Genomic DNA, 24,623 nt, shown 5'->3' on the forward strand with positions numbered 1-24,623 from the left:
AGTATAATTGGAAGATTCAAAGATATTATGTCCGCGAATATCAATGCCTTATTGGACAAGGCTGAAAATCCAGAGAAAATGGTAGATCAGTATTTAAGAAACATGAATAGCGATTTGGCTAAGGTAAAGGCAGAAACAGCAGCCGTTATGGCTGAGGAGCAGAGGGCAAAAAGAGAATGTCACGAGTGCCAGGCAGACATGGAAAAGATGGAAAGCTATGCAATGAAGGCACTGCAAGCGGGGAATGAGGGCGATGCGAGAAAATTCCTTGAAAGAAAAACATCTTTGGAATCAAAGCTTTCTGAGCTGCAGACGGCGAATCAAATTGCTGCAACCAATGCCGCACAGATGAGAAAAATGCATGACAAACTGGTTTCTGACATTGGAGAGCTGGAAGCACGCAAAAATATGATCAAGGCGAAGTGGGCAGTAGCGAAAACGCAAGATAGAATGAACAAGCTTGGCGCTTCTGTTTCGAGTACAAGCCAATCAATGTCTGCATTCGGCAGAATGGAGGACAAAGTAAATAAGGCGCTTGATCAGGCCAATGCAATGGCTGAACTGAACAGTGCTCCGCAGGATGATATTGCTGATCTGACTGCAAAATATGACACTGCCGGCTCAAGTCAGGTTGATGATGAACTTGCGGCGTTAAAAGCGAAAATGATGCTGGATAAATAATACATAGGAGGCTGCAGCTTTCGGCTGCGGCACCATTTATCATAAGATTTGAGAGGGAACGGTAATGATAATATCTTATAAGTGTCCGAACTGCGGCAGTGATATGGCATTTGACAGTGAATCCGGCTTATTATCCTGCGGCAGCTGCGGAAGACAGGACAATATTGAAAGCCTCCCGAAAGAAAACATTGCGGCGCGGTTTTCTGAAGATGAGGCAAAAGAATATCAATGTGAAAATTGCGGTGCCGTTTTGATCACGGAAGCTGAAACGACAGCGACGACTTGCAGCTTCTGCGGAGGTACTGCAATACTTGCCGATCGTTTATCAGGACATTTGGCACCGGCTAAGGTCATTCCATTTACAATCAGTAAACAAGAAGCGGAGCAGGCATTTCGAAAGTGGTGCAAAAAAGGCCTTCTGACACCAAGAGGATTCATGTCGGCCGATCGTATTAAAAGCATCACCGGCATGTATATTCCGTTTTGGATGTTTGATTTAAATAGTGAAGTACAGGTAAGGGCGAACTGTACCAGAGTCCATCAGTATGAAGAAGGGGATTATATTTGCACAGAAACAGAACATTTTGAAGCGTTTCGTGATATCAATCTCGATTATTTGAAAATCCCTGTCGATGCCTCTGAAAAAATGAATGATGAATTAATGGACAAATTGGAGCCTTATTCATACGATCAGCTGAAGGACTTTCAAACGGCATATTTGGCCGGTTATATTGCGGAAAAATACAATTATACCGATAAGGAGCTTTTTCCTAGGGCAAAAGAGAAAATCAGCAGTTATATAGATTCATACATACATTCTACTTTTTCCGGTTATACGTCGGTCAATGTGAGGGACAAACATATTCATACGAAAAATGTGAACAGCTTTTATGTTTTGCTTCCTGTTTGGATGGTCAGTTACGATTATGAAAGAGCAGAGCATATCTTTGCGATGAACGGCCAAACAGGAAAGGTTGTTGGAAAGCCGCCGATCAGTTCAGGAAAAGTGGCGGCATGGTTTAGCGGAATAGCAGGCGGGACATTTCTTGCATTGAAGCTCGTCTCATTGATGATGGGAGGCGGATTTTGATGCGCGTACTTTTAGGGAAAGCGATTCTTGTTGTGCTGGCTGTCTTCATGGTGATGCCGGTACTGGGGATCGAAGTGGCGAGAGCTTCTGAATCACAGCAGCATGTATATGATCAAGCCCATCTATTATCAAAAGCAGAAATCGGAAAACTTGAATCTCTCTCGGCAGAGCTGGGTGCAAAGAGGGACACTGATTTCATCATTATTACGACAAAAAGCACAAACGGTGAAGATATTGCCGATTATACCGGCGATTTTTATGATCGTTACGGGAAAGGCAGCACAGCCATTTTAACGATTGATATGGCAAACAAAGAAGTATTCATCGCGGGCTTCAAAAAAGCTGAACAGTATTTGGACAACAGCAGGCTAAACAGCATCAGAAATACGATTTCATCTGATTTATCAAATGAAGATTATTTCAAAGCTTTTAAGACCTATATCCAGCTTTCTTATAAAGATATGAGCATAAAACCGGGAGTCAATCCCGACAGCGTGTTCTTTACATGGTGGTTTCAGCTGGTAGCTGCCATCGCAGTCGGGGGAATCGCGGTTTCAATCATGCTTTATCATGCGGGCGGCAAAGTAACGGTTAATGGGAATACATATATGGATCATCGTACGTCTGATGTGATTGATCAATACGACACTTATATCAGAACGACTGTAACTAGAGAAAGAAAACCATCAAATGATAAAGACAGCGGCGGCGATGGCGGTGTTACGAAAGGCGGCACGTCATACAGCGGAAGCCGCGGCAGTTTCTAGTGGAAAAAAGTAGAGAAAGGAAGAGTTATGATGTCGTTTTTCAGAAACCAATTAGCAAATGTAGTAGAGTGGGAAGAATTTAGAGATGATATGATTTTTTATAAATGGAACAATCGTGAAATCAAAAAAGGGAGCCGTTTAATCATCCGTCCCGGACAGGATGCTGTCTTCTTGAACAATGGGCGAGTTGAAGGGATTTTTCAAGATGATGGCGATTATGATATTGAATCAGAAATTATTCCATTCCTTTCAACGTTAAAGGGCTTTAAGTTTGGGTTCAACAGCGGCATGCGCGCCGAGGTGCTGTTTGTCAATACGAAGGAATTTACCGTAAGATGGGGAACAAAGCAGGCGATCAATATTCCGGCAGCGGGAATGCCTGGCGGGATGCCAATTCGCGCAAACGGCACATTTCATTTCAAGGTGCAGGACTATATCAGCCTGATTGATAAAATCGCTGGCGTGAAGGATCAATACTTTGTAGAGGATATTAAAATCCGGATCACTTCTATTCTGGATCAGCTTCTTATGAAGTGGATCACAAGAGAAGGGAAAGATATGTTTAATCTCCAAGCCAACGCATTTGACATTGCGAAGGGGATTCAAGACGACTTAGATATGCAATTAATCAGCGACGGAATGACGATTACCGGTTTTCAAATCATGAGCTTTAACTACCCTCAAGAAGTTCAAGATATGATTACGAAGAACGCTTCCTACGGTATGGTTGGGGATGTAAACAAATACCAGCAAATATCAATGACGGATGGAATGGCATCCGGAAAGATGAACGGAGGCGGAGCGGCTTCTGATATGGCTGGAATGATGATGGGAATGAATATGGCCAATCAGATGATGAATCAAATGAATCAAAATCAGCAGGTACAGCCATCAGGTTCACAGTCATCTGGCAACGGAAGCAAACCGAATTTCTGTCCGAACTGCGGAACAAAAACCGGTGAAGCCAATTTTTGCCCGAATTGCGGCCAGAAGCTTGTATAAACATCATGCAGTGAAAAGTCCGGAGTGATCAGACACTCGGGACTTTTTTACGCGTTGTCTATTGTCTGTTCCTGAACAGGCCATTTTCTGGCACCCGCTTGGACAATTCCCAGCAGCAATTGACGACGTTCCTTTAAAGAATTGACGGCAGTTTGAAATGTTTGCTTGGATAAAGCCGGTATGCCTGATTGTTGAAGTTTTGAGATGTCTGGTTCCGGCGGCGCTTGTTCAGCTGGATGGATATAGGCAGTATGAACGGTATCTAAGTAGTTTTTGATACTTGAGCGCGTTTCTTTGATGTGAAGCTGATTCGGCTGATATTGTTCAGGAATGCCGTATTTCAAAATGGTTAATGCCTCATCCAATACAGTGACAGCTATAATGGATGATTCCTGGCGCTGCGTGCTATGGTAAAAATGAAGGATAGGGAAGGCGTTATGCTGAGCGGTCAGCTTTCCCAGCTCTGATGAGATAGCGATAAGAAGAAAATCAATCTCGTGAAAATCTTTGCCGTTCCATGCATTTTGGACAATTTCTGTTCCGTCACGTCCCAGACTCAATACACTTTGGGCAAATGAGCGTTTTTGATTAACAGCACTCAAGACGGAAATCAAATATGTGACAGAGAATGTGATGGTAAGCAGGCCTTGAGCCGTTTCAATAACCGTGACAAGCTTCCATAGGTCTCCGTTCGGTGCGAGGTCGCCATTTCCTAATGTAAACATGACATAACCGGAAAAATAAATTCGATCTGACCAGGATGCCGGTTCTTTCGATTGAGTTTCCACGAGTGAATGGGGGTCACTTGAGAAAATCAAAAACCACCCGCCCCAAAATAAAACGATCCATATTACTAACGTCAGGCATAACAGCAGAGGACCTGCCATGCTTAGAACCTTTGCATGGTCTCCGCTGATTTTACGGCAGCCTTTCCACAGCCATGCAGACAGACATCTTGTGATCGGGCCTGCACCGCTCTCTAACCATAATGTGGTCCATAAAAAATCAATCATCCCCGCTGTCAACAATAAAAGGCCTGCAATGATATAAACCTCATTCAATTTTGTTGCCTCCCCTAAGCCAGCCATCTTTTATTTTCTTTTCTATTTCCTTTTATCTTGAGTCTGAAACAATTGATCGAATGTTTGATAAGAGAGTCATTGCAGAGAAGATAAATAGGAGAAGTTACTCAACACTTAACCATTTTGTTTATAGTAGCAGATGAACAGAAACTCACAGAGATTTTGACTTGTTTTACGCAATTTCATGAAGAAAAAAGTTCATTTTCCCCTTGAATTGGTGATTTTTCTTTTATTGAGTAAAAAATTTTCAGAAATTTATATTGACTGAAAGCGTTTTTATAATTATGATGATATCAGATGTAACAAAAATGTCACTATGATATCACTACAATAGAACTATCAAGTGACTATGAAGTAACAAATCACAAAGTATATGCGCAAGAAGTACTCACTGTTCTTTTAGTGAAAAATGAAATCGCTTTCAAGTGAGCTGACATGCTAAGAGGAAGGGAAGGTTATGAGGCCATTGGAGAAAAACATGATGAACTTTTTTCTGAAGCCTGCTTACGAAATGTGAAGAAGGCAGAAGCCCTAGAATAAGTTTTTGAAATACGTATTGATCGATTTTGAAAAAGACTGGGGGAAACAGTATGAATAAACAAGGCAATCAAATGTCATTTTTACGTACAATTATTTTAGTCTCGACTTTCGGCGGGCTCTTATTCGGTTATGATACCGGAGTGCTCAATGGAGCTTTGCCGTATATGGGAGAGCCGGACCAGCTTAACCTCAATGCCCTCACAGAGGGGCTCGTCACCAGTTCACTCCTTTTTGGAGCTGCGCTCGGTGCTGTGTTTGGCGGAAGGATGTCTGATTTTAACGGACGCCGCAAAAATATTTTGTTTCTCGCTGTTATATTTTTTATTTCAACGATCGGATGTACGTTTGCTCCAAATGTAACGATCATGATTATCTCCCGTTTTGTGCTCGGCATTGCGGTCGGGGGTGCATCAGTTACGGTTCCTGCTTATTTAGCGGAGATGTCTCCTGTGGAAAGCAGGGGGCGGATGGTGACGCAGAATGAATTGATGATTGTATCAGGACAGCTTTTGGCCTTTGTTTTTAATGCAATCCTTGGAACAACAATGGGAGACAACTCCCATGTGTGGAGATATATGCTGGTCATTGCGTCACTTCCAGCCCTATTCCTGTTTTTCGGCATGATCAGAATGCCTGAGAGTCCTCGCTGGCTCGTTTCTAAAGGTAGAAAAGAAGATGCTTTGCGTGTATTGAAAAAAATCAGGGATGAAAAGCGGGCGGCATCTGAGCTGCAAGAAATTGAATTCGCTTTCAAAAAAGAAGATCAGCTTGAAAAAGCGACGTTTAAAGATCTTTCGGTCCCATGGGTGCGCCGCATTGTGTTCATTGGGTTAGGGATTGCGATTGTACAGCAAATTACAGGTGTAAACTCGATTATGTATTATGGAACTGAAATTTTAAGAGATTCTGGTTTTCAAACGGAAGCCGCTTTAATCGGAAATATCGCCAATGGCGTGATTTCGGTATTGGCAACGTTCGTTGGAATCTGGCTTCTTGGTAAAGTAGGCCGCCGACCGATGCTGATGACAGGCTTGATCGGTACGACAACGGCATTATTGCTGATCGGGATATTTTCACTTGTACTTGAAGGATCACCGGCTCTTCCATATGTGGTTCTTTCATTAACGGTTACATTCCTTGCTTTTCAGCAGGGTGCAATTTCACCAGTAACGTGGCTGATGCTTTCTGAGATTTTCCCGCTTCGCCTTCGCGGTCTGGGAATGGGTGTCACGGTATTCTGTCTGTGGATGGTGAATTTTGCAGTCAGTTTCACTTTCCCGATATTGCTGGCCGCCATCGGGCTGTCCACAACGTTCTTTATCTTCGTTGTATTAGGAATTTGCTCTGTACTGTTTGTGAAGAAGTTTTTACCGGAAACGAAAGGACTTTCGCTTGAACAGCTGGAGGAAAACTTCCGCGCTTATGATCGCGGCGAGGCGAAAAAAGATTCCAGCGCTGAAGTGATTGGATAAGATAAAAAAAGAATCCGCATACAGACGCGGATTCTTTTTGGTTTCAAATTAGTTAGGTCTGACAAGGATTTTGACTTGGTTTTTCTCTTTGATAAGAGCCCCGAAGCCTTCCTCAATCAAATCGTCTAATACGATTTTTTTCGTTACGAGTTTGTCCGCTGAGAAATAGCCTTCTTTCATTAATGACAATACAGCAGGGAATACGTCACGGTACCCGATGATTCCTTTCACTGTACGTTCTTTGATTACGATGTCGTTAGGGTGAATTTCAGCGCCTTTTTCCCAAATGCTGACGATGACTGTTTCACCGGCAATTGCAGTAGATTGGATCGCTTGCCGTAATACCACTGGAACGCCTGTGACTTCGAATGCTACGTCAACACCGCCTCCTGTACGTTCTGCAATCTCAGCGACTACATCGTCTGTTTTGGACGGATCAACGATGATCGCTCCAAGCTCCTCAGCTTTTTGCTGGCGTTCAGGTGAAAGCTCGACAGCATAAATATCAGTCGCACCGGCAGCTTTCAGCGCTTCAATCACCAGAAGTCCGATCGGGCCGCAGCCGAATACAGCCGCTTTGTCGCCGGCTTTGAGTTTGCTTGAGCGGACAGCATATAGAGCGACCGCAGAAGGTTCAACGAGCGCGCCTTGTTCATATGATAATTCATCAGGAAGTTTGAACAACAGTTCTTCATCTACAGAGACGTATTCAGAGAAACCGCCGCCTCCGCCGGCTAAGCCGAGGAATCCCATTTGTTCATCAAGGTTGTAGGCGCCCTGGTGGCCGTGTGTGGCAAAAATCGGTTCGACTACGACGCGGTCTCCAATTTTATAATTTTCAACGCCTTCTCCGACTTCAACAACTTCACCGGAGAATTCATGGCCCATTGTGACAGGTGCTGTTTCATTCGTTAATGGATGCGGTTTGTCAACCGGAATAAAGATCGGGCCGCCCAGATACTCGTGTAAATCACTGCCGCAGATGCCGCACCATTTGACTTTGATCTTTACTTTTCCCGGCTCCGTTTTTGGCTCTTCAATATTTTCAATACGGATATCCTTTTGGTTATGCCATCTTGCTGCCTTCATGGATTACCACTCCTATATCTTTTGATATGAGTAACATTCCGCACTGATCAATATGAACTGTTCACAAAATCGCCATTTTTAAAACCAAAAAAGAAAAGAAATTTTTATATAATATAATTTATGTTTTTTTGAAAAAAGAAACTTTGAAGAAAAAAGAGTCTCGCAAACTCTTTTTTCTTTAATATGAGAGAGTATGAGTCGTATACATAACTATGAATTTGGTTTGAACAATACGGTAATGGTTCGTTCATATTGAATGCGTTAACTACTCTATCAACAATTATAACGCTAACACTGCAATTATAATAGGATAATCTTCCATGGTTTATTTTAGCAGAGAAAATTTTTCTGACTTTGTAACATTACTGTAAGGATATTGAAATAAAAAATCCCTGTTTCATCGTGTATAATTTTTCCTAGAAGTTAACAAACAGGGGGACGAAATGTTGAAGAAAGTCATTTTAGCCGCTTTTATCTTAGTAGGAAGTACTTTGGGAGCTTTCAGTTTTTCATCAGATGCCAGTGCGAAACATGTGAACGGAAATATTACTTGGTATAATGGAGTCGGGAAAAAAGGCTCTTCAGGTAAAAAACTTGGACATTGGGATTGTGCGACCAAGATCGGATTTGATGTTCCTAAAAACGGGACAAAAATCAGAGCTTATGCAAAAGCGAAGCCTAAAAAGGTAATTACGGTTTACAAAAATGATGTTGGCAGAATGCCTAATGCAGTACTGGATGTAAGCCCTAAAGCGTTTAAAGCGCTTGGATACCCATTAAGCAAAGGAAAAGTAGCGGGACATTACAGCTATTAATCTACATATATAATCTGTAAAGCAAGAAGCCACATTCTTGCTTTTTCTATTGGTGGAGATAAAAGATGAAAAAAAGAATCATATTATTGTTAACTGTCGTGATAGCAGCCGCTGTAGCGGGTTTTGCGTTTTATGCTGCAAAGGATAAAGGCCATGAGAGCACTGCTGGTGTTTCAGTACATGCGGAAAGCGGTGATAAACTGCTTGTTTCGATTACGAATACCGATCTGCAGACGAAGTATTATGAAAATGATAAGGTGATCCATGAGGAGAAGCTGACCAGCTATCCGGCATTTGCTTTGGATCAAAAGCAGCAAGTGCTCTATTATACGGGCAATAATGACCAAAATGAAATGAGGCTTTTTAAGCTGGATCTAAAGTCTAATAAAAAGACGATGCTTTATAAAGGCGCTGAGAGTGCGGACAGTTTGTTTTTGTCAAAAGACGGTTCAACCATCTATTTCCGCTTAGGAAAAGCGGACGAAAGCAATTTCCGAATTGCAGCTTTTGATCTGAAAACGAAGAAGTACAAAAACCTTTATCCTGCCGCTAATGATCAAGATGACACCGTCAGCAGCTTCTTTTATAACCAAAAAACAGATTCATTTGCATTGCTGCATTATTCTGTAGAAGAAGATTACAAGAAAACAGATGAAGCGAACGAAAAGGGAATCGATCCTGAACCGACAACGATTCATTTTGCGGCAGGCCATCAAAACAAATTTGATGAGCTGAAGAGCCTTGACCAGTTTATCAGCGATATTGCTGTTTCTGATGATGATAAACGGATTTTGTTTACATCATATACGCAGAAAGGCACGGAGCAAACCGCATCTATTAAGTTACTGAATGCGGATACGAAAAAATATGAAACCATCATTTCAAATCAAAAATCATTCAAGCTGTTAATTGACGCACAGCCGCAGTTCTCTAAGGATGGAAAGAACATTTATTTTCTTGCCGAAGCCGAGGGGGCTAAAAAACTGAAGGATGAAACAGGGCGTGAAGCCAAGGTGCGGACGATTTATTCCTATAACTTTGAAAATAAGACGTTCAAAAAAGTATGGGAAAATCCAAACGGCATCATCAACAGCTTTTCTGTCATCAACTAATAAAAACCACTCGGCATGGGCTGAGTGGTTTTTTAATGGACGAGGTGCAGGGCTAATGATCCGAGCCATGTAAAGAGATGGATCAGAGGTATCGACAAAAACAGAAGTTCAACATAAGCGTTGATTGCAAGGTTCAGCTTTTTGAACCTAGCTCTTTTTTTCAAGTCTTTTTGCTGCTGGTTTGCGATCACGTTATCACTCCTTAAATATCCATATAATACCATTAAAATAGGCAAAAAGCCCTAAACATTTACAGTTTGGGCTTCTTTCAAATTTACGGACTCTTGCAATGAGAGGCTTTTATTCTGGATATAGAATTTGCGTCTCCGTTCGAGGATTGTTTGCTTGCAGGAGACTGCATTTTTGTTATAGGGAAGAGCTAGCTTGTTTTCGTTTGGCTGTTGTTTTGGAGATTTACTAATGAACGGATGCCGTCAATCATTTTGCTTCCGCACAAAGGGCATGATGGCGAGTCACTGCTGGCAAAGTTTTTTCTGGTCCAGCCGTTGCAGTCTTCTTTTGTGCATTCCCATGTACTCACATCTTCTTTAGGCAGCGGTTCTTGATTACGTTTGTTATAGTAAGACATAAAGTCACTTCTTCCCTCATGTATTTTACTGCACATTTCTTATTGTCTCATACTTTTCCTCAATCTCCTAATTCCTTTTTCTTTATGGTTTTCCAATCAGACCATCTAAAAAGGAGAGGAGTGTACTGTTAAAAGCGTCGGACTCTTCTAAAAACGGGCAATGGCTGCTTTTAGAAAAGGTGACGAGCGTCGAGTTTGGAATATTGCTGCGCAAGTGTTCCCCAGCTGCTGTCGAGAAAAATTTCCGGTCTTCTCCGAAGCACAGCAATGTCGGCACATTGATGTTTTGAAGGGTGCCGCGGTAATCAGCAGCCGTTTGGTTAAATAAAATCGTGCTTGAAATGGCAGCCGGCTGTTTGAGGATTTCTGCCAGCATCCATTCTGTTTCTGTCTCGGCAGGCGGTTCTGCGAACATATTATGGATGAAACTCTCGTAGAATGGCAGCGGGTCAGTCTGAATGGCGTGCATCGCCGTTTTTAAGCCGTCAAAATCAAACGGGCCGTGTTCCCAGCCCTTCCACTGATAGTCGGCAGCGGATTGATCGATGATTACAGCTGCTTGTATGTTATCATTCCCAAATTGATTGAGATAATCCCATACGACGAAAGCGCCCATTGACCAGCCGGCAAGAACGGCATGATCGAGCTCCATTACTTTTAGAAATTCCCTTACGTCACGGGCATATTGAGAAATGGTGTGTCCGTGAAGCACTTTGTCAGATTCGCCGTGTCCTCTAAGGTCGAGACGAATACACTGATAATTGGCAGAAAGTGCTGAAAATTGTTTGTGGAAAAATTGTCCGCTCATCAGCACGCCGTGTATAAACAGGATCGGTGTACCACTCCCGTGCGTTTCATAATATAAGCGTGTCTGATCTTCTAATGTGATGTATGGCATGTTTTCCCTCCTTCTCTAGTTTCCGTCATGAGAATGACTGGCTGCTGTTGAGCTGATGATAGCAGCTGTCGCGGCTGCCTGCTGGGCTTGAATGACCGTTTCGATTGCGGTGTATAGTCCTGATTCCATCAGCAGATTTTTCTCCATATGCTCACTGAGATATAGGCTGACAGCAATTTTGAAATTCATTTCCTTTTGCCATTTAAATGCTTTTTCTTGGTTTAATTCGTGAGTGATGCCCAAAACGGTTTTGATGTTTGGCTCTTCCAGAAATGTGAGAAGGGCAAGATCTGGATAATGGTAATCCTTTGGCTTTTTGAAAGAATCAGTAATGGATTGATATATATGTTTGCATTGGGAAACAAGCGTTTCAGGGTCTTTTTCACTTTGCAAGGCCAGAATATGGCTGACCTGGTGTAAGTACTGTCCTTTTTTAAACCCGTTGGCCGCCAGCAGCTGAAAGCATGTTTCCGCCTTGTTTACCGCCTGCAAACCTTTTCCGTTTTCGCCAAGCAGTACGGCAAGCGGAATATTCTGAGTTGAAGTGAGGAAATAATGATTTTTCTTCATCTGCTGATAAACAGATAGCCCCATGTTCATCTGTTCTCTTTTGTTTGTCGTTTCAGATTTGCCGGTGAGCAAGATCAGAACGGAAAGGTACGTGAACATATCCCGCTTATATCCAAGCTTCACCATTTCATTTATACATCGATGAAAGTATGAAACGTTTGTTTTGCCTCATGCTGAAAATGAATGTCCAGCATAGAAGCTACAGTAAAGCGGTGGTGCGAATTGAGTGTTGAGAAGCTGCTGATGTTTGATTTGATATAGCTGCTCAAATCATAAAAGCGCTGAAAGTCAAACTCTCTTTTATTCACAATATATGCAGAAGAAATGAGCATTAATATCTGATCGTGTGCAACTTTCCATTTTAATTTTGATTTTAATTCGGCATAAATGGAAATGTATTGTTTTGTTTTTTCATTTAGGTCGTTTGTCAGCATAAAAAGCAGCTCCTTTTTGCTGTTTTTATGTTATACGAAAAATGGGGCCAAAAGTTTCATATAGAAAAAACTTGCCTGCGAGAGGCAAGTTTGTCGGGTTATTTACGGGGATCTGTTATATCCATCGGTCTCATCATGTCATAGTCTTCATGCTCAAGAATATGGCAGTGCCATACGTATCGTCCGCTGTACGGCCCGAATGTCGCCGCGATTCTCAGGACTTCACCTGCATGTGCTTGAATGGTGTCTTTCCAGCCCTTTTCACTTGGCGGCGGCGGGACAGCCGGGCCGGTGTAGGACAATTCCCCTCTTTCTTGATAACGCGCGATATCAAACGGACGCCGGTCTAACACACGGAAGGAGACCAAATGCAGGTGGATCGGATGTGTTCCGCGTGTCGGATTGACGATGGACCATATTTCAGTTGTGCCAGCTTTTGGTGCTTCTGTGACAGGATCGTGCCAGCGTTTGTTATTGAGAAGAAGGACGGGTCTGCCGTATTCGTCTTGGGTGCCTGCCAGTTTCAGTGTTCTGATGTTGTGTATTCTTTCATTCTGCACGGAAGGGTATGAGGCGAGGTACTTTGGCTTTCTGCTTTCGTCTTTTTGTGCCAACGGTTTTGTGACTCTGAATTGCATGATATTCGCATCTGTTTCTGGATTAACGTCACCTCCGCAGCCCTCGCTGTTTGCCAAGATGATTGATTGGCCTTCATAGGCTGTGAAGTCAATGATGATATCGTAACGTTCAGCGGGCGCAAGACTGAAAGAGTTCAGTTTTACAGAGCGCGGCAGGAGCCCTCCGTCTGAACCAATCTGAATAAACTCCCCGCCATTATCGAGTGACAGGTTATAGGTTCTCGTATTGGAGGCGTTGATGACGCGAAAGCGGTATTTCCTAGGTTCGACCTCCAAGTATGGCCATACCTTCCCGTTGACGAGTATGGTTTCTCCGCAAAAAGCCGGAACGATTGAAGGGTTAGGCAGTGACGGGGAAGGGTTTTCCGGCCCGCTTGGATAAAACAAAGAACCGTCCTCGTTGATCGTGCGGTCTGTGATCAGAAGCGGCACGTCGTATTCACCGGAAGGCAGCTTTAAGCGTTTTTCCTTTGGATCGTGAATAATATAAGCGCCAACAAGTCCGGCATAGACATTCAGCCTGGTGAGCGCCATGGCGTGATCGTGATACCACAAAATAGCACCGCGCTGCTGATTCGGATAATGATAAACCTCTCGTTTAAAGTAAGGGCCTGTTTGTTCAAAGTCTTTGGAAAACCAGGCCTCTGGATACCCGTCACTATCATCTGGCGTGACGCCTCCGTGTAAATGAACAACAGTCTTTACTTCTGGCTCTTCATGCTGGCTGTCACTGTGATGAATCGTGTGATCGATCGGAAGGAAATGCTCTGACGGAAGGTTGTTCATCCATTTCACATACACGTTTTCGTTTCTTTTGGCCTCAATGGTAGGCCCGGGAAATAGGCCGTTGTAGCCCCACAGGTGGGTCGGGGGGAGATCGCGGTGAAGCTGATGGGCGCATTCCTCCATGGTGACTTCATAGTATGTTTTTTCTTTTGATTGCTGCACTGGCTTTAGTGTATCTGGGATTGGGAGAGCATCCACAAATTTTTCAAGTGTCATTTTCATCTGTCCTTATTTAAATTTTCCAAATTGGTATTATAGTTAATGATCATAAGGACGTGATGGTTACAAAAAAATCTGCGTGCCGCTGCCTTCCCTAAGAAGAAATAACAAAATCCTAAACGGCAGGTCGTTTAGGATTTGATCAGCATTTAAGGCAGGATGTCGGGCTGCTGTGTGACTGGCTTGGCTGCCGCTTTCTCGCTCACCTTCCGTTTTCTGAGCACCAGATAAGAAATCAGAACGATTCCCGTGATAACGCCTGTCAGCAGCAGCTCGTCTCTCATGGAATGAATAAACGCCATAGATACTAAAATTCCGCAGATGGCTATGATGGTTAAGTAGGTTAGGAAAGGGAAGAGCCACATTTTGATTTTCAATGCTTCAGGATTTGTTTTTTCGAGTTTTTTTCGCATTCTTAGCTGGGAAACAGCGATGACAAGATAGACGAGTAAAGCAATTGCGCCTGATGAGTTGACTAAGAATAAAAAGACGGTGTCCGGTGAAAAGTAGTTCATTACAACCGCGATATATGAGAAAAATGTTCCGGCGACAATGGCTTGTACAGGAACGCCTTTTTTGCTCAATTTCATAAAACGGCGCGGCGCTTCGTTTCTTTCTGCAAGCGAATACAGCATTCTGGATGTGGTGTACAAACCCGAATTCAGGCAAGAGAGTACGGCTGTGAGGACGATAAAGTTCATAATCTGTGCGGCTGCCGGCACTCCAATATGCTCAAGTACAGCGACGAAAGGGCTTTCTAAAATATTTGCTGAATTCCAAGGCAAAAGCGCCACAACAACGGCGATAGAGCCAACGTAAAAGACGATGATGCGCCATACAACGGATCGGGTCGCTTTTGTCACGGATTCGATCGGGTTGGATGTTTCTCCCGCTGCAATGGCAACAATTTCTGTTCCCATAAAAGAGAAGATGACAACGACAATGCCGAGCAATACGGAGCTGATGCCTTCCGGGAAAAATCCGCCTTTACCTGTAATATTGGATAAACCCACTGGTTCACTGCCAGGCGCAAAGCCAAAAATAAAGGCAAAACCAACGATTAGAAACGCGATGATGGTAACAACTTTAATGAGGGAGAACCAATATTCGAACTCACCGAAAGACTTAACGGAGTAGACGTTTGTCAGGGTGAGCACGATCGTCAAGATCAAACTTGTCAGCCATAGCGGAATATCATGGAACCAGTATTGAATAATGCCAGCACCGGCAATGGCTTCGATTGCGATAACAATCACCCAGAAAAACCAATACAGCCAGCCGATTGTAAATCCTGCCCACGGCCCGATGGCATCATGAGCGTATTGAGAAAACGATCCGCTCGTCGGGTTTACGGCAGACATCTCACCGAGCATTCTCATGATAAAAATGACCAATAAACCGGCTAACGCGTAAGAAATAATGGCACCGGGTCCGGTCGAGTGAATCACTGAACCGCTGCCTACAAATAGGCCGGCTCCAATCACGCCGGCGATCGAAATCATTGTCATATGGCGGGTCTTTAATTCTTTTTTTAATCCTGATTGAGACTGGTTCATAAGTTGCCTCCTTTAAGAATGAAGTCATTACTGAATATTATGATAATTGAAACTCTATCATAAATATACAGTTTGTCGAAAATTCGTGTAAGAAAATATAACAGTTTATTTCAAATTTGTAGGGTTTTATTTACTGTGTTTTCAGCAGATATGCTTGGAATAAAAGAAAAAATGTTTCTGTCATGATTCATTTTGTAGGTTGTTATAATTCCTAATATACAGCAGATCACGAGATGTGTTGGTGTCATTGAATTTGAAGGTCTTTTTAGAGGAGAAAATAAATTGGTTTAGGGAAAAAATGTTCTATCGTCACTATTTTCCTGTGGCGGGTGAATCATGTTTCTGTAGACCCACTGCGGTTCAGCTTTGTATCATAATAATAGGAAAACGCGAGCGGAGAGGAGGTTTTATATGGAGAGATATGATGAACTGAAAAAAGGAGAAACCGGGGCGCTGGTCAGTATTGCCGCGTACCTTGTTCTGTCCGCGATTAAGCTGATCATCGGTTATCTCTTTCATTCGGAAGCACTTACGGCAGACGGATTAAATAACACAACTGACATTATTGCTTCTGTTGCTGTGCTGATCGGCCTGCGCATCTCTCAAAAACCTCCTGACGAAGATCATCCATACGGCCACTTTCGGGCGGAAACGATTGCATCACTTATCGCATCTTTTATTATGATGGTTGTCGGACTGCAGGTGCTGTTCAGCGCCGGGGAATCTATTTTTTCTGCTAAACAAGAGACGCCGGATATGATTGCGGCTTGGACGGCAGCGGGCGGGGCAGCCCTGATGCTTGCAGTCTACCAGTACAATAGAAGGCTGGCCAAAAAGGTGAAGAGCCAGGCGCTCCTTGCCGCGGCTGCTGATAATAAATCAGATGCGTTTGTCAGTATCGGTACGTTTATCGGAATTGTGGCTGCGCAATTTCACCTTGCTTGGATCGATACGGTCACGGCGTTTGTGATCGGTCTTCTCATTTGCAAAACGGCATGGGATATTTTTAAAGAATCATCTCACTCTTTGACAGATGGCTTCGACGTAAAGGACATTTCAGCTTATAAACAGACGATCGAAAAGATCTCGGGTGTAAGTCGTTTAAAAGACATTAAAGCGAGATACTTGGGCAGTACGGTCTACGTTGATGTGGTGGTTGAGGTATCAGCAGATTTAAATATTACGGAAAGCCACGATATTGCGAATGAAATTGAGCGGAGAATGAAGGAGGAGCATGCGATTGATTATTCGCATGTTCATATGGAGCCTTTAGAACACAAGTAATTGAGCTTCCTGTCACAGGAAGCTTTTTTGTGTGATTTGTCCTGCTTTATTGGAAACAATTTGCTAGAATCGTTTTTTTATACAGATCGCTTTTTGTGGTAAAGTTAGGTTACAATATGAAGAATTTTGTAGATGACTAGGAGGAAAAGAATGGCATACCAAGAAGACCTGCATCCTTTGCTGGGGAAAGCAGTTGAACATATTAATAGAGTAATGGTTGGAAAACGAGACATCGCCATACTCAGCTTAGCAGCCATTCTTGCCAAAGGGCATGTGCTGCTTGAGGATGTACCCGGAGTCGGAAAAACGATGATGGTCCGCGCGCTGGCAAAGTCAATCGGCGCCGATTTCAAAAGAATCCAATTTACTCCGGATTTGCTGCCATCTGATGTAACAGGCGTATCCATCTATAATGCAAAAACGATGGAATTTGAATACCGTCCCGGCCCGATTATGGGGAATATCGTGCTGGCCGATGAAATCAACCGCACATCTCCGAAGACACAGTCTGCTTTGCTTGAAGCGATGGAAGAGGGAAGCGTAACGGTAGATGGCCATACGATGCCGCTTGCCGCTCCGTTTTTTGTAATGGCAACGCAAAACCCGGTCGAATATGAGGGGACCTATCCTTTGCCGGAAGCCCAGCTTGACCGTTTTTTATTCAAACTTCGCATGGGTTATCCGTCCTTTAAGGAAGAGTTGGACGTGTTATCTCTTCAGGAAAACAGCCATCCGATTGAGACGCTCGAGCCGGTTATAACAAAAGAAGACTTCATCCGTTTGCAGCGGGAAGTGCAAAATGTCCGCGCCGATGACAGCATAAAAGAATATATTGTTGAAATCGTGCAGAAAACGAGACAGCATGCTTCTGTTCAATTAGGCGTCAGTCCGCGCGGATCAATTGCTCTCATGAAAGCGGCCCAAGCATACGCGCTGCTGCATCATCGCGACTATGTCATTCCGGATGATATTCAATATTTGGCTCCTTTTACGCTTCCACACCGGATGCTGCTGCAGCCTGAGGCGAAGTTTGAAGGGATCGAGGCAGAAACGATCGTACGGGAGATCATGTCAGCTGTGAAGGTACCGGTTCAAAGGTCGTCGATCCACTGATGAAGAAGAAATTGCAATGGTTCGTATATGGGTGGAAGCTGATTGTATTAACGTTATTGACGGCTGCTGTTTTTTCTTACGCGATGTTTCAAGGCGGCTTTGTCAGCTGGTTTTTGTTTTACGCGTTTCTCCCTTTTGTCGTGTATGCCGGGCTGCTGGCGTTGTATCCGCTCCGCTCTTTTCAGGCTTCACGGCAAATGGCCAAAACACAATTACATGCGGGGGACAGGCTGGGCGTGTCGGTTACGCTGAGAAGGAAGCTGCCGTTTCCCATGATGTATATGGTGATTGAAGATTGCCTGCCAGAAGGAATCGAGTCATTGAACCGAGACGAAGCCGTGGCCAAACGGCTCGTTTTTCCTTGGTTTAAACGGAGTATGACGATGTCGTATGAATTAGCTCGGGTACCGCGCGGAGAGCATCATTTTCATGCTGTCAGAGTGCGAACTGGGGATGTCCTCGGCTTGATTGAAAAAACAGCTTTTTATGAGCTGGAAGACACCCTATTTGTTTATCCATCCTTTCAGCGTCTTTCTTATCAGGTGAATGAGAAGCATCAGGAAGACGGTGTAAGCGGTTCTTCCCCTGTTCATCAGCACCATTCCGCAGTCGCAGCAAGTGTACGGAATTATCAGCCGGGAGACCGGTTTGCTGCATTAGACTGGAAAACTTCTGCACGGCGGAGCCAGCTGATGACGAAGGAATTTGAACCGTCTCGAAGCAAAAACCTATTTCTTCTGATGGACCGTTCTTCCTCTGAAGCATTCGAAGAGGTCGTTTCTGTGACAGCTTCAATTCTTCATTCTGTCTTAAAAAACGGCGTGGGGGCAGGCTTGGCCTCGGTCGGAAAGGAAAAAACGATTTTTCCAATTCAGGAGGGGGAGCATCATTTTAACCACATGCTTCGGCATTTAGCCGTCGCTCATTGTGATGCGGCTGACCCGGTAAGTCGATATGTACGGGAGGAGCTGGGGAAGCCATCTGTTCGCCAGGCTGACAAAGTGGTCGTCACGGGGCAGTTCACGGAAGATTTGCTGAACATCGCAGAAACCAGGGGAGGCCGGGTTACAGTGATACTGGCAAAAGAGAAAGATGCTGAACTTTCCCAAGCTGAAAATGTCATGATCGAACGGATGATGAAACGTCAAATCAGAGTTCAGGTCATGAGAGGCGGACGAGTTTCGCGTGTTGTTTAGAAAGAGAGGTGACGGGTGCACATGCCGCACGATGATCAGAAGGGAAGCCGTTTGAGCTTGCTGTTATTTTATTTTCTGGCGTTTTTATTGCTGTGGGAGTGGCTCAGGCCGCTTGACAGTTTTACAGATACGAAACATACGGGCTTTTTTAGTGTCTTTATCGGTTTGACGTTTCTGCTGACTTTTTTCAGGATGAGGTGGTTTGTCACCGTTCCTTTTTGTGTCATATTTACGCTGATCTCGATACACATCCTGTTTTATCAAGGTTCTATATTTGACTTGAGCTGGGTCAGCTCTTTTTTACAGGATATCTATTTGAATATTACGTTGATTCAATCAGGGCAATGGAATGACATGATTCCTTCGTTTCGGACCCTGCTGTTTTTTGTGCTGCTGTGGCTGTTGGTCTATCTCCTTCATTATTGGGTGATTTACCAGAGAAGAATTTTGTTTTTCTTTATCATGACAGTAGCGTATATTACGATTCTTGATACCTTTACGCCATATGATGCCACTTTTGCCGTCATCCGTATCGTGCTGATCGGCTTCTTTATGCTGGGCCTTTTATACTTAGACCGCATCAAGCTGATGGAAAGAATCACACTGCCAAAAACATCTGTCCTGAAATGGTTTCTTCCTTTATCTGTATTGGTTTTTGCTGCGGTGGGATTCGGACTTGCTGCTCCGAAATCAGAACCGGCTTGGCCCGATCCGGTACCTTTTCTCAAAAAAATCACGAATCAAGATCATGTGCCGGCTGGAGAAAGCAAAATCGGCTACGGGAACCATGATGAATCACTCGGCGGCCCGTTTCAGCAGGATGATACACCTGTTTTTACATGGCAGGGAAAAGAGCGTACGTATTTCCGTGTGGAAACGAAGGATACGTATACAGGAAAAGGCTGGATTGAAACAGACACAGGCATGTCCTATCAGCTTAGCGGAGGAAAAGTAGAAAATCTATGGTTTGACCATAAGGTTGCGACAGAGCGCAACACCGTCCGTGTAAAAGTCGATGAGCACTACGGGTATAACCATGTGATGTACCCGATCGGTGCAAAAACCATTCAGCCAAAGCGGGATGTCTCACTTGAAATGAACGGGAACACGGAACAAATTTCTCCGATTAGTGAACAAGCCGGCGAGATCAGAAATATGGGGAGCTATAAAGTAACGTACAATTCCCCGGTCTACAAGCTGGATGAGCTGAGAAAGGTAAAAGTGAGAAACAACAGTGAGGAATACAGATTCAGCGACCGCTATATGCAGCTGCCGGATTCACTGCCTGAGCGGGTAAGAACCCTTGCGATCAAGCTGACTCAGGATCAAGATAATATGTTTGATAAGGTGAAAGCGGTCGAGGACTACTTAGGATCAAATGAGTTCACATATGAAACCGAAAACGTGTCCATCCCTAAGAATGATGAGGATTATGTCGATCAATTTCTGTTTGAATCAAAGATGGGCTACTGTGATAACTTTTCTTCCGCTATGGTAGTGCTACTGCGTTCGGCCGGCATTCCGGCCCGCTGGATAAAGGGTTATACGTCCGGTGAATATAAAGAAGCAGGAAACAAAAACGGCAGCATTTACGAAGTGACCAATAACAATGCCCATTCCTGGGTAGAGGTGTATTTCCCGGAACAGGGCTGGGTCACATTTGAGCCGACTAAAGGATTTACAAATCCGGCTGAGTTTACTTCATCTGACACAAAGGATTCTGGCAGCGAGAACAGCAGCTCGCCGGAGAAAACAAAAGAGGAGCAGAAAGAAGAGAAAAAACAGCCGGAAAAAGAGGAAAAACAAAAGGAAAAACGGGAGCCAGCTGGTTCTAAAAAGCCGTCCGCTTCACATACAAATGCCGGTGCGGGCTGGTATTTAGGACTTGCAGTTCTCGCAGTTCTCCTGGTGACAGCGGTATTGCTGTATGTTTTCCGTTCGTTATGGATTCCTGTTTTCATTGTGAGAAAATTGAAGCGGCGCAGCGATCAGTACGTGTTTTTTGAGGCGTATGGCGCGCTGCTGAAACAGCTAAAGAGAAGAGGACTGCCGAAACGAGACAGTGAAACGCTGCGTGATTATGCAAAACGAATCGATGGAAAATATGACTCGGAAGACATGTCAAAGCTGACATTACGCTATGAACGGGCGCTTTACAGAAATGAAGATTCGGCAGCGCTTTGGAATGAATCCAGAGAGTTATGGGAAAATTTAATTAAAAGAAGATGGTCTTGACCGCTTATCAACGTGTTGTTAGAATTAGTGAATATTATCGGAGTCTGGAAGCGAGTTGCCTGACTCCGACAAAACGGCCTTGCCAAAGAGGGCGGAGCGAGCTTCATATCTGTCCTCGTTTTTTTCTGTGTCAAAAAACTTAGAGGAGATTAGGTGACAACCATGACAAAGTTAGTGAATGAAATGATTCTTGTCCTTGATTTCGGCAGTCAGTATAACCAGCTGATTACACGCCGTATCCGTGAATTCGGTGTATACAGCGAGCTGCATCCCCATACATTGACGGCTGAAGAAATTAAAGAAATGAATCCAAAAGGAATTATTTTATCCGGCGGTCCAAACAGTGTGTATGATGAAAACTCTTTCCGCTGTGACGAGAAAATCTTCGAGCTTGATATTCCTGTTTTGGGAATTTGCTACGGCATGCAGCTGATGACTCATTACCTTGGCGGTAAAGTTGAAGCGGCAAGCCAGCGTGAATACGGAAAAGCAAACATCCACATCGAAGGCACACCTGATTTGTTCAAAGATCTTCCGAACGAACAAGTGGTTTGGATGAGCCATGGCGATTTGGTTGTAGAAGTTCCTGAAGGCTTCACTGTTGACGCGACAAGCCATCACTGCCCGAATTCAGCGATGAGCAAAGCCGACAAAAAATGGTACGGCGTTCAGTTCCACCCGGAAGTGCGCCACTCTGAATACGGCAATGACCTTCTGAAAAACTTTGTATTCGGCGTTTGCGATTGTGAAGGCAAATGGTCAATGGAGAACTTTATCGAAATCGAAATGCAAAAAATCCGTGAAACGGTCGGGGACAAACAGGTTCTTTGCGCGCTAAGCGGCGGCGTTGATTCCTCTGTTGTTGCTGTTTTGATTCATAAAGCGATCGGCGACCAGCTGACTTGTATCTTTGTAGACCATGGTCTTCTCCGTAAAGGCGAGGCTGAAGGTGTTATGAAAACATTCAGCGAAGGCTTTAACATGAACGTGATTAAAGTAGACGCGAAAGACAGATTCTTAAATAAACTAAAAGGCGTTTCTGACCCTGAGCAAAAACGCAAAATCATCGGTAATGAATTCATTTACGTGTTCGATGATGAAGCGGACAAGCTCAAAGGCATCGACTACCTTGCACAAGGAACGCTTTACACAGATATCATCGAGAGCGGTACTGCAACGGCGCAAACGATCAAATCTCACCACAATGTCGGCGGGCTTCCTGAAGACATGCAGTTTGAACTGATCGAGCCGTTAAACACGCTCTTCAAAGACGAAGTGCGCGCGCTTGGCACAGAGCTCGGCATTCCGGATGAAATCGTATGGCGCCAGCCTTTCCCAGGACCAGGCCTCGGAATCCGCGTTCTTGGTGAAGTAACAGAAGAAAAACTGGAAATCGTTCGCGAATCAGATGCGATTTTGCGTGAAGAAGTAGCAAATCACGGGTTAGAGCGTGATATCTGGCAATACTTCACTGTTCTTCCTGACATCCGCAGCGTTGGTGTTATGGGTGACGCAAGAACATATGATTACACAATCGGAATTCGCGCCGTTACATCAATCGACGGCATGACATCTGACTGGGCGCGTATCCCGTGGGATGTGCTAGAAGTCATTTCTACACGTATCGTAAACGAAGTGAAGCACATTAACCGCGTGGTGTACGATATTACAAGTAAGCCGCCTGCGACGATTGAGTGGGAATAATAATCAATTAACGGAAACCATCTTTTTGGTGATTTTGCCAAGAAGATGGTTTTTTCTGTTTATTACGAACAAAATCGAATTTCATCCGACTATTGTTCGTTTTTTGTATTGTCATTTCAAATTGAAGTTGGTACAATAGACACAGAAATCAAATAAGATGAATTCGTATAATCGCGGGGATATGGCTCGCAAGTCTCTACCAAGCTACCGTAAATGGCTTGACTACGTAAACATTTCTTTCGTTTGATATAAATAAAACACGTTTATTTATTCAAACTGAAATCCGTCTGTAGTCAAGCGTCCCAAAATGTATTGGGGCGTTTTTTATTTGGCGTTTTCAGGACAGAATAAATAGCAAAGAGTGAAGGGAGTCAAATAGCTTGAAAACGTTTTTTCAGTTTGATGAGCTGGGCACCAGCTATCGCAATGAAATCATTGGCGGATTAACGACTTTTTTATCTATGGCATATATTCTGTTCGTCAATCCGATTACACTTGCTTTGGAGAGCGTGAAAGATTTTCCGGAGGCGCTGAGAATTGACCAAGGTGCGGTCTTTACAGCAACAGCGCTGGCGTCTGCAGCAGGCTGTATTTTAATGGGATTGATAGCGAGATATCCGATCGCCATTGCGCCCGGTATGGGGCTCAACGCGTTTTTTGCGTTTTCTGTCGTCCTTGGCATGGGCATTTCCTGGCAGGCAGCTTTGTCTGGTGTTTTTATTTCAGGTCTTATTTTTGTTGCTCTTTCTTTAACAGGTTTTCGTGAGAAGATCATCAACGCCATCCCGCCTGAGCTGAAATTGGCAGTCGGCGCGGGTATCGGCCTGTTTATTACATTTGTTGGATTACAAGGTTCAGAAATCATTACTGCAAACCCTTCTACACTCGTCACCATCGGAAACATTCACAGCGGTCCTGTGCTGTTAACGATTTTCGGTGTGATTGTAACGGTTATTTTAATGGTGCTTCGCGTTAACGCGGGCGTGTTTATCGGGATGCTGTTAACAGCAGTTGCCGGCATGATTTTTGGTTTGGTTCCAGTACCGTCTCAAATCGTCGGAAGTGTGCCGAGCCTTGCGCCGACTTTCGGACAAGCGTGGATTCATCTGCCGGATATTTTCTCCGTACAAATGCTGATCGTCATTTTAACTTTCTTGTTTGTCGGATTTTTTGATACAGCGGGTACACTTGTTGCTGTGGCAACTCAAGCTGGTTTAATGAAGGAAAACAAATTGCCGCGTGCGGGCCGTGCGCTTTTAGCTGATTCATCTTCCATAGTAATCGGTGCCGTGCTTGGTACGTCTACCACAACTTCTTACGTTGAATCAAGCTCAGGTGTCGCTGCGGGCGCCCGTTCAGGATTTGCGGCAATTGTAACAGGTATTCTCTTTTTACTGGCTACGTTTTTCTCGCCGCTTTTATCAGTCGTTACATCAAATGTAACAGCGCCGGCGCTTATTATTGTTGGTGCATTGATGGTGGCGCCGCTTGGCAAAATCGCTTGGGATAAGTTCGAGGTGGCCGTTCCCGCTTTCCTTACCATGATCATGATGCCTTTAACGTACAGCATTGCGACCGGGATTGCCATCGGATTTATTTTCTATCCGATTACAATGGTGTGCAAAGGAAAAGCCAAAGAGGTTCATCCGATCATGTACGGGCTGTTTGCCGTATTTATCCTGTACTTTATCTTCTTAAAATAAGGAATGAAGACCAGCTGCCGAGGCGGCTGGTTTTTTTGTTGCAAAAGG

The 24,623-nt window shown here is 44.1% G+C and carries 20 protein-coding genes, 1 pseudogene and 1 riboswitch; of the genes and pseudogenes, 13 read left to right on the plus strand and 8 right to left on the minus strand.

What is annotated here, in order from left to right:
• From RAC86_RS16625 to RAC86_RS16640, 4 genes are all read left to right on the plus strand, one after another.
• Positions 1 to 681, plus strand: a 681-nt coding sequence (locus RAC86_RS16625) for a PspA/IM30 family protein (RefSeq protein WP_377885883.1), incomplete at its 5' end; no start/stop codon positions are given.
• 64 nt (positions 682 to 745) lie between these two features.
• A complete protein-coding gene (locus tag RAC86_RS16630; RefSeq protein WP_072565857.1) occupies positions 746 to 1,771 on the plus strand; it encodes a TFIIB-type zinc ribbon-containing protein in 1,026 nt (341 codons plus the stop codon).
• Positions 1,771 to 2,538 carry a TPM domain-containing protein gene (locus RAC86_RS16635; protein WP_072565858.1) on the plus strand — a complete coding sequence of 256 codons (768 nt, stop codon included), beginning with the start codon at positions 1,771 to 1,773 and terminating at the stop codon, positions 2,536 to 2,538. Before RAC86_RS16630 ends, RAC86_RS16635 begins: the two co-directional genes overlap by 1 nt.
• Positions 2,539 to 2,568: 30 nt before the next feature.
• Complete coding sequence (locus RAC86_RS16640; protein ID WP_072565859.1) at positions 2,569 to 3,540, plus strand: SPFH domain-containing protein; 972 nt, start codon at positions 2,569 to 2,571, stop codon at positions 3,538 to 3,540.
• Positions 3,541 to 3,587: 47 nt separating this feature from the next.
• Here the strand turns inward: RAC86_RS16640 and RAC86_RS16645 are convergent, their stop codons facing one another.
• Entirely contained in the window at positions 3,588 to 4,601 is a 1,014-nt protein-coding gene (locus tag RAC86_RS16645) for a potassium channel family protein (RefSeq protein ID WP_072565860.1), read from the minus strand.
• Between the two features lie 611 nt (positions 4,602 to 5,212).
• On the opposite strand from RAC86_RS16645, the gene iolT reads away from it, so the two are divergent.
• Entirely contained in the window at positions 5,213 to 6,634 is a 1,422-nt protein-coding gene (gene iolT / locus RAC86_RS16650) for a myo-inositol transporter IolT (protein ID WP_014112894.1), read from the plus strand.
• Between the two features lie 48 nt (positions 6,635 to 6,682).
• On the opposite strand, the gene bdhA is transcribed toward iolT, so the two are convergent.
• Entirely contained in the window at positions 6,683 to 7,723 is a 1,041-nt protein-coding gene (gene bdhA, locus RAC86_RS16655; RefSeq protein ID WP_072565861.1) for a (R,R)-butanediol dehydrogenase, read from the minus strand.
• A gap of 443 nt (positions 7,724 to 8,166) precedes the next feature.
• Here bdhA and walM point away from each other — a divergent pair, with 443 nt between their 5' ends.
• Positions 8,167 to 8,538 carry a cell wall metabolism protein WalM gene (gene walM / locus RAC86_RS16660; protein ID WP_014112896.1) on the plus strand — a complete coding sequence of 124 codons (372 nt, stop codon included), beginning with the start codon at positions 8,167 to 8,169 and terminating at the stop codon, positions 8,536 to 8,538.
• Positions 8,539 to 8,603: 65 nt separating this feature from the next.
• Positions 8,604 to 9,650, plus strand: coding sequence for a PD40 domain-containing protein (locus RAC86_RS16665; RefSeq protein WP_072565862.1), 1,047 nt, complete (start codon positions 8,604 to 8,606; stop codon positions 9,648 to 9,650).
• Between the two features lie 32 nt (positions 9,651 to 9,682).
• Here RAC86_RS16665 and RAC86_RS16670 read toward each other — a convergent pair whose 3' ends face one another.
• From RAC86_RS16670 to gabP, 6 genes and pseudogenes are all read right to left on the minus strand, one after another.
• The gene (locus RAC86_RS16670; protein ID WP_014112898.1) at positions 9,683 to 9,841 is read right to left on the minus strand and encodes a hypothetical protein; all 159 of its coding nucleotides are present in this window, start codon (positions 9,839 to 9,841) and stop codon (positions 9,683 to 9,685) included.
• Between the two features lie 188 nt (positions 9,842 to 10,029).
• A complete protein-coding gene (locus RAC86_RS16675; protein ID WP_003219370.1) occupies positions 10,030 to 10,239 on the minus strand; it encodes a cold-shock protein in 210 nt (69 codons plus the stop codon).
• Between the two features lie 82 nt (positions 10,240 to 10,321).
• Positions 10,322 to 11,137 carry an alpha/beta fold hydrolase gene (locus tag RAC86_RS16680; protein ID WP_072565863.1) on the minus strand — a complete coding sequence of 272 codons (816 nt, stop codon included), beginning with the start codon at positions 11,135 to 11,137 and terminating at the stop codon, positions 10,322 to 10,324.
• Between the two features lie 15 nt (positions 11,138 to 11,152).
• A pseudogene (locus RAC86_RS16685) lies at positions 11,153 to 12,141 on the minus strand (DUF4003 family protein).
• 98 nt (positions 12,142 to 12,239) lie between these two features.
• Positions 12,240 to 13,781 carry an outer spore coat copper-dependent laccase CotA gene (cotA, locus tag RAC86_RS16690; protein WP_041521139.1) on the minus strand — a complete coding sequence of 514 codons (1,542 nt, stop codon included), beginning with the start codon at positions 13,779 to 13,781 and terminating at the stop codon, positions 12,240 to 12,242.
• Between the two features lie 152 nt (positions 13,782 to 13,933).
• Entirely contained in the window at positions 13,934 to 15,340 is a 1,407-nt protein-coding gene (gene gabP, locus RAC86_RS16695; RefSeq protein WP_014112901.1) for a GABA permease, read from the minus strand.
• A 411-nt stretch (positions 15,341 to 15,751) separates the two neighbouring features.
• Here gabP and mneS point away from each other — a divergent pair, with 411 nt between their 5' ends.
• The 6 genes from mneS to pbuG all read left to right on the plus strand — a co-directional run bounded on the left by mneS (position 15,752) and on the right by pbuG (position 24,575).
• On the plus strand, positions 15,752 to 16,624 hold the full coding sequence (gene mneS / locus RAC86_RS16700; RefSeq protein ID WP_072565864.1) for a manganese transporter MneS: 873 nt from the start codon (positions 15,752 to 15,754) through the stop codon (positions 16,622 to 16,624).
• A 150-nt stretch (positions 16,625 to 16,774) separates the two neighbouring features.
• Positions 16,775 to 17,737: an AAA family ATPase gene (locus tag RAC86_RS16705; RefSeq protein WP_072565865.1), complete on the plus strand. Its 963-nt coding sequence runs from the start codon at positions 16,775 to 16,777 to the stop codon at positions 17,735 to 17,737.
• Positions 17,737 to 18,933 carry a DUF58 domain-containing protein gene (locus tag RAC86_RS16710; RefSeq protein WP_014112904.1) on the plus strand — a complete coding sequence of 399 codons (1,197 nt, stop codon included), beginning with the start codon at positions 17,737 to 17,739 and terminating at the stop codon, positions 18,931 to 18,933. Before RAC86_RS16705 ends, RAC86_RS16710 begins: the two co-directional genes overlap by 1 nt.
• Positions 18,934 to 18,954: 21 nt before the next feature.
• Complete coding sequence (locus RAC86_RS16715) at positions 18,955 to 21,168, plus strand: DUF4129 domain-containing transglutaminase family protein (RefSeq protein ID WP_072565866.1); 2,214 nt, start codon at positions 18,955 to 18,957, stop codon at positions 21,166 to 21,168.
• 162 nt (positions 21,169 to 21,330) lie between these two features.
• Positions 21,331 to 22,872, plus strand: a complete 1,542-nt coding sequence (gene guaA, locus RAC86_RS16720; protein ID WP_003219388.1) for a glutamine-hydrolyzing GMP synthase — start codon at positions 21,331 to 21,333, stop codon at positions 22,870 to 22,872.
• A 143-nt stretch (positions 22,873 to 23,015) separates the two neighbouring features.
• Positions 23,016 to 23,117, plus strand: a riboswitch (purine riboswitch).
• Positions 23,118 to 23,252: 135 nt separating this feature from the next.
• Positions 23,253 to 24,575, plus strand: a complete 1,323-nt coding sequence (gene pbuG, locus RAC86_RS16725) for a hypoxanthine/guanine permease PbuG (RefSeq protein WP_072565867.1) — start codon at positions 23,253 to 23,255, stop codon at positions 24,573 to 24,575.
• Positions 24,576 to 24,623: the final 48 nt, after the last annotated feature.

Source organism: Bacillus sp. LR_5 (assembly GCF_042709275.1).

Coding starts and splice junctions, on each gene's coding strand:
- RAC86_RS16675 (WP_003219370.1), bottom strand. CDS start 10,239: ATGTCTTACTATAACAAACGTAATCAAGAACCGCTGCCTAAAGAAGAT.
- RAC86_RS16680 (WP_072565863.1), bottom strand. CDS start 11,137: ATGCCATACATCACATTAGAAGATCAGACACGCTTATATTATGAAACG.
- cotA (WP_041521139.1), bottom strand. CDS start 13,781: ATGACACTTGAAAAATTTGTGGATGCTCTCCCAATCCCAGATACACTA.
- walM (WP_014112896.1), top strand. CDS start 8,167: ATGTTGAAGAAAGTCATTTTAGCCGCTTTTATCTTAGTAGGAAGTACT.
- RAC86_RS16630 (WP_072565857.1), top strand. CDS start 746: ATGATAATATCTTATAAGTGTCCGAACTGCGGCAGTGATATGGCATTT.
- iolT (WP_014112894.1), top strand. CDS start 5,213: ATGAATAAACAAGGCAATCAAATGTCATTTTTACGTACAATTATTTTA.
- RAC86_RS16640 (WP_072565859.1), top strand. CDS start 2,569: ATGTCGTTTTTCAGAAACCAATTAGCAAATGTAGTAGAGTGGGAAGAA.
- mneS (WP_072565864.1), top strand. CDS start 15,752: ATGGAGAGATATGATGAACTGAAAAAAGGAGAAACCGGGGCGCTGGTC.
- RAC86_RS16715 (WP_072565866.1), top strand. CDS start 18,955: ATGCCGCACGATGATCAGAAGGGAAGCCGTTTGAGCTTGCTGTTATTT.
- guaA (WP_003219388.1), top strand. CDS start 21,331: ATGACAAAGTTAGTGAATGAAATGATTCTTGTCCTTGATTTCGGCAGT.
- RAC86_RS16705 (WP_072565865.1), top strand. CDS start 16,775: ATGGCATACCAAGAAGACCTGCATCCTTTGCTGGGGAAAGCAGTTGAA.
- bdhA (WP_072565861.1), bottom strand. CDS start 7,723: ATGAAGGCAGCAAGATGGCATAACCAAAAGGATATCCGTATTGAAAAT.
- gabP (WP_014112901.1), bottom strand. CDS start 15,340: ATGAACCAGTCTCAATCAGGATTAAAAAAAGAATTAAAGACCCGCCAT.
- RAC86_RS16665 (WP_072565862.1), top strand. CDS start 8,604: ATGAAAAAAAGAATCATATTATTGTTAACTGTCGTGATAGCAGCCGCT.
- RAC86_RS16635 (WP_072565858.1), top strand. CDS start 1,771: ATGCGCGTACTTTTAGGGAAAGCGATTCTTGTTGTGCTGGCTGTCTTC.
- RAC86_RS16710 (WP_014112904.1), top strand. CDS start 17,737: ATGAAGAAGAAATTGCAATGGTTCGTATATGGGTGGAAGCTGATTGTA.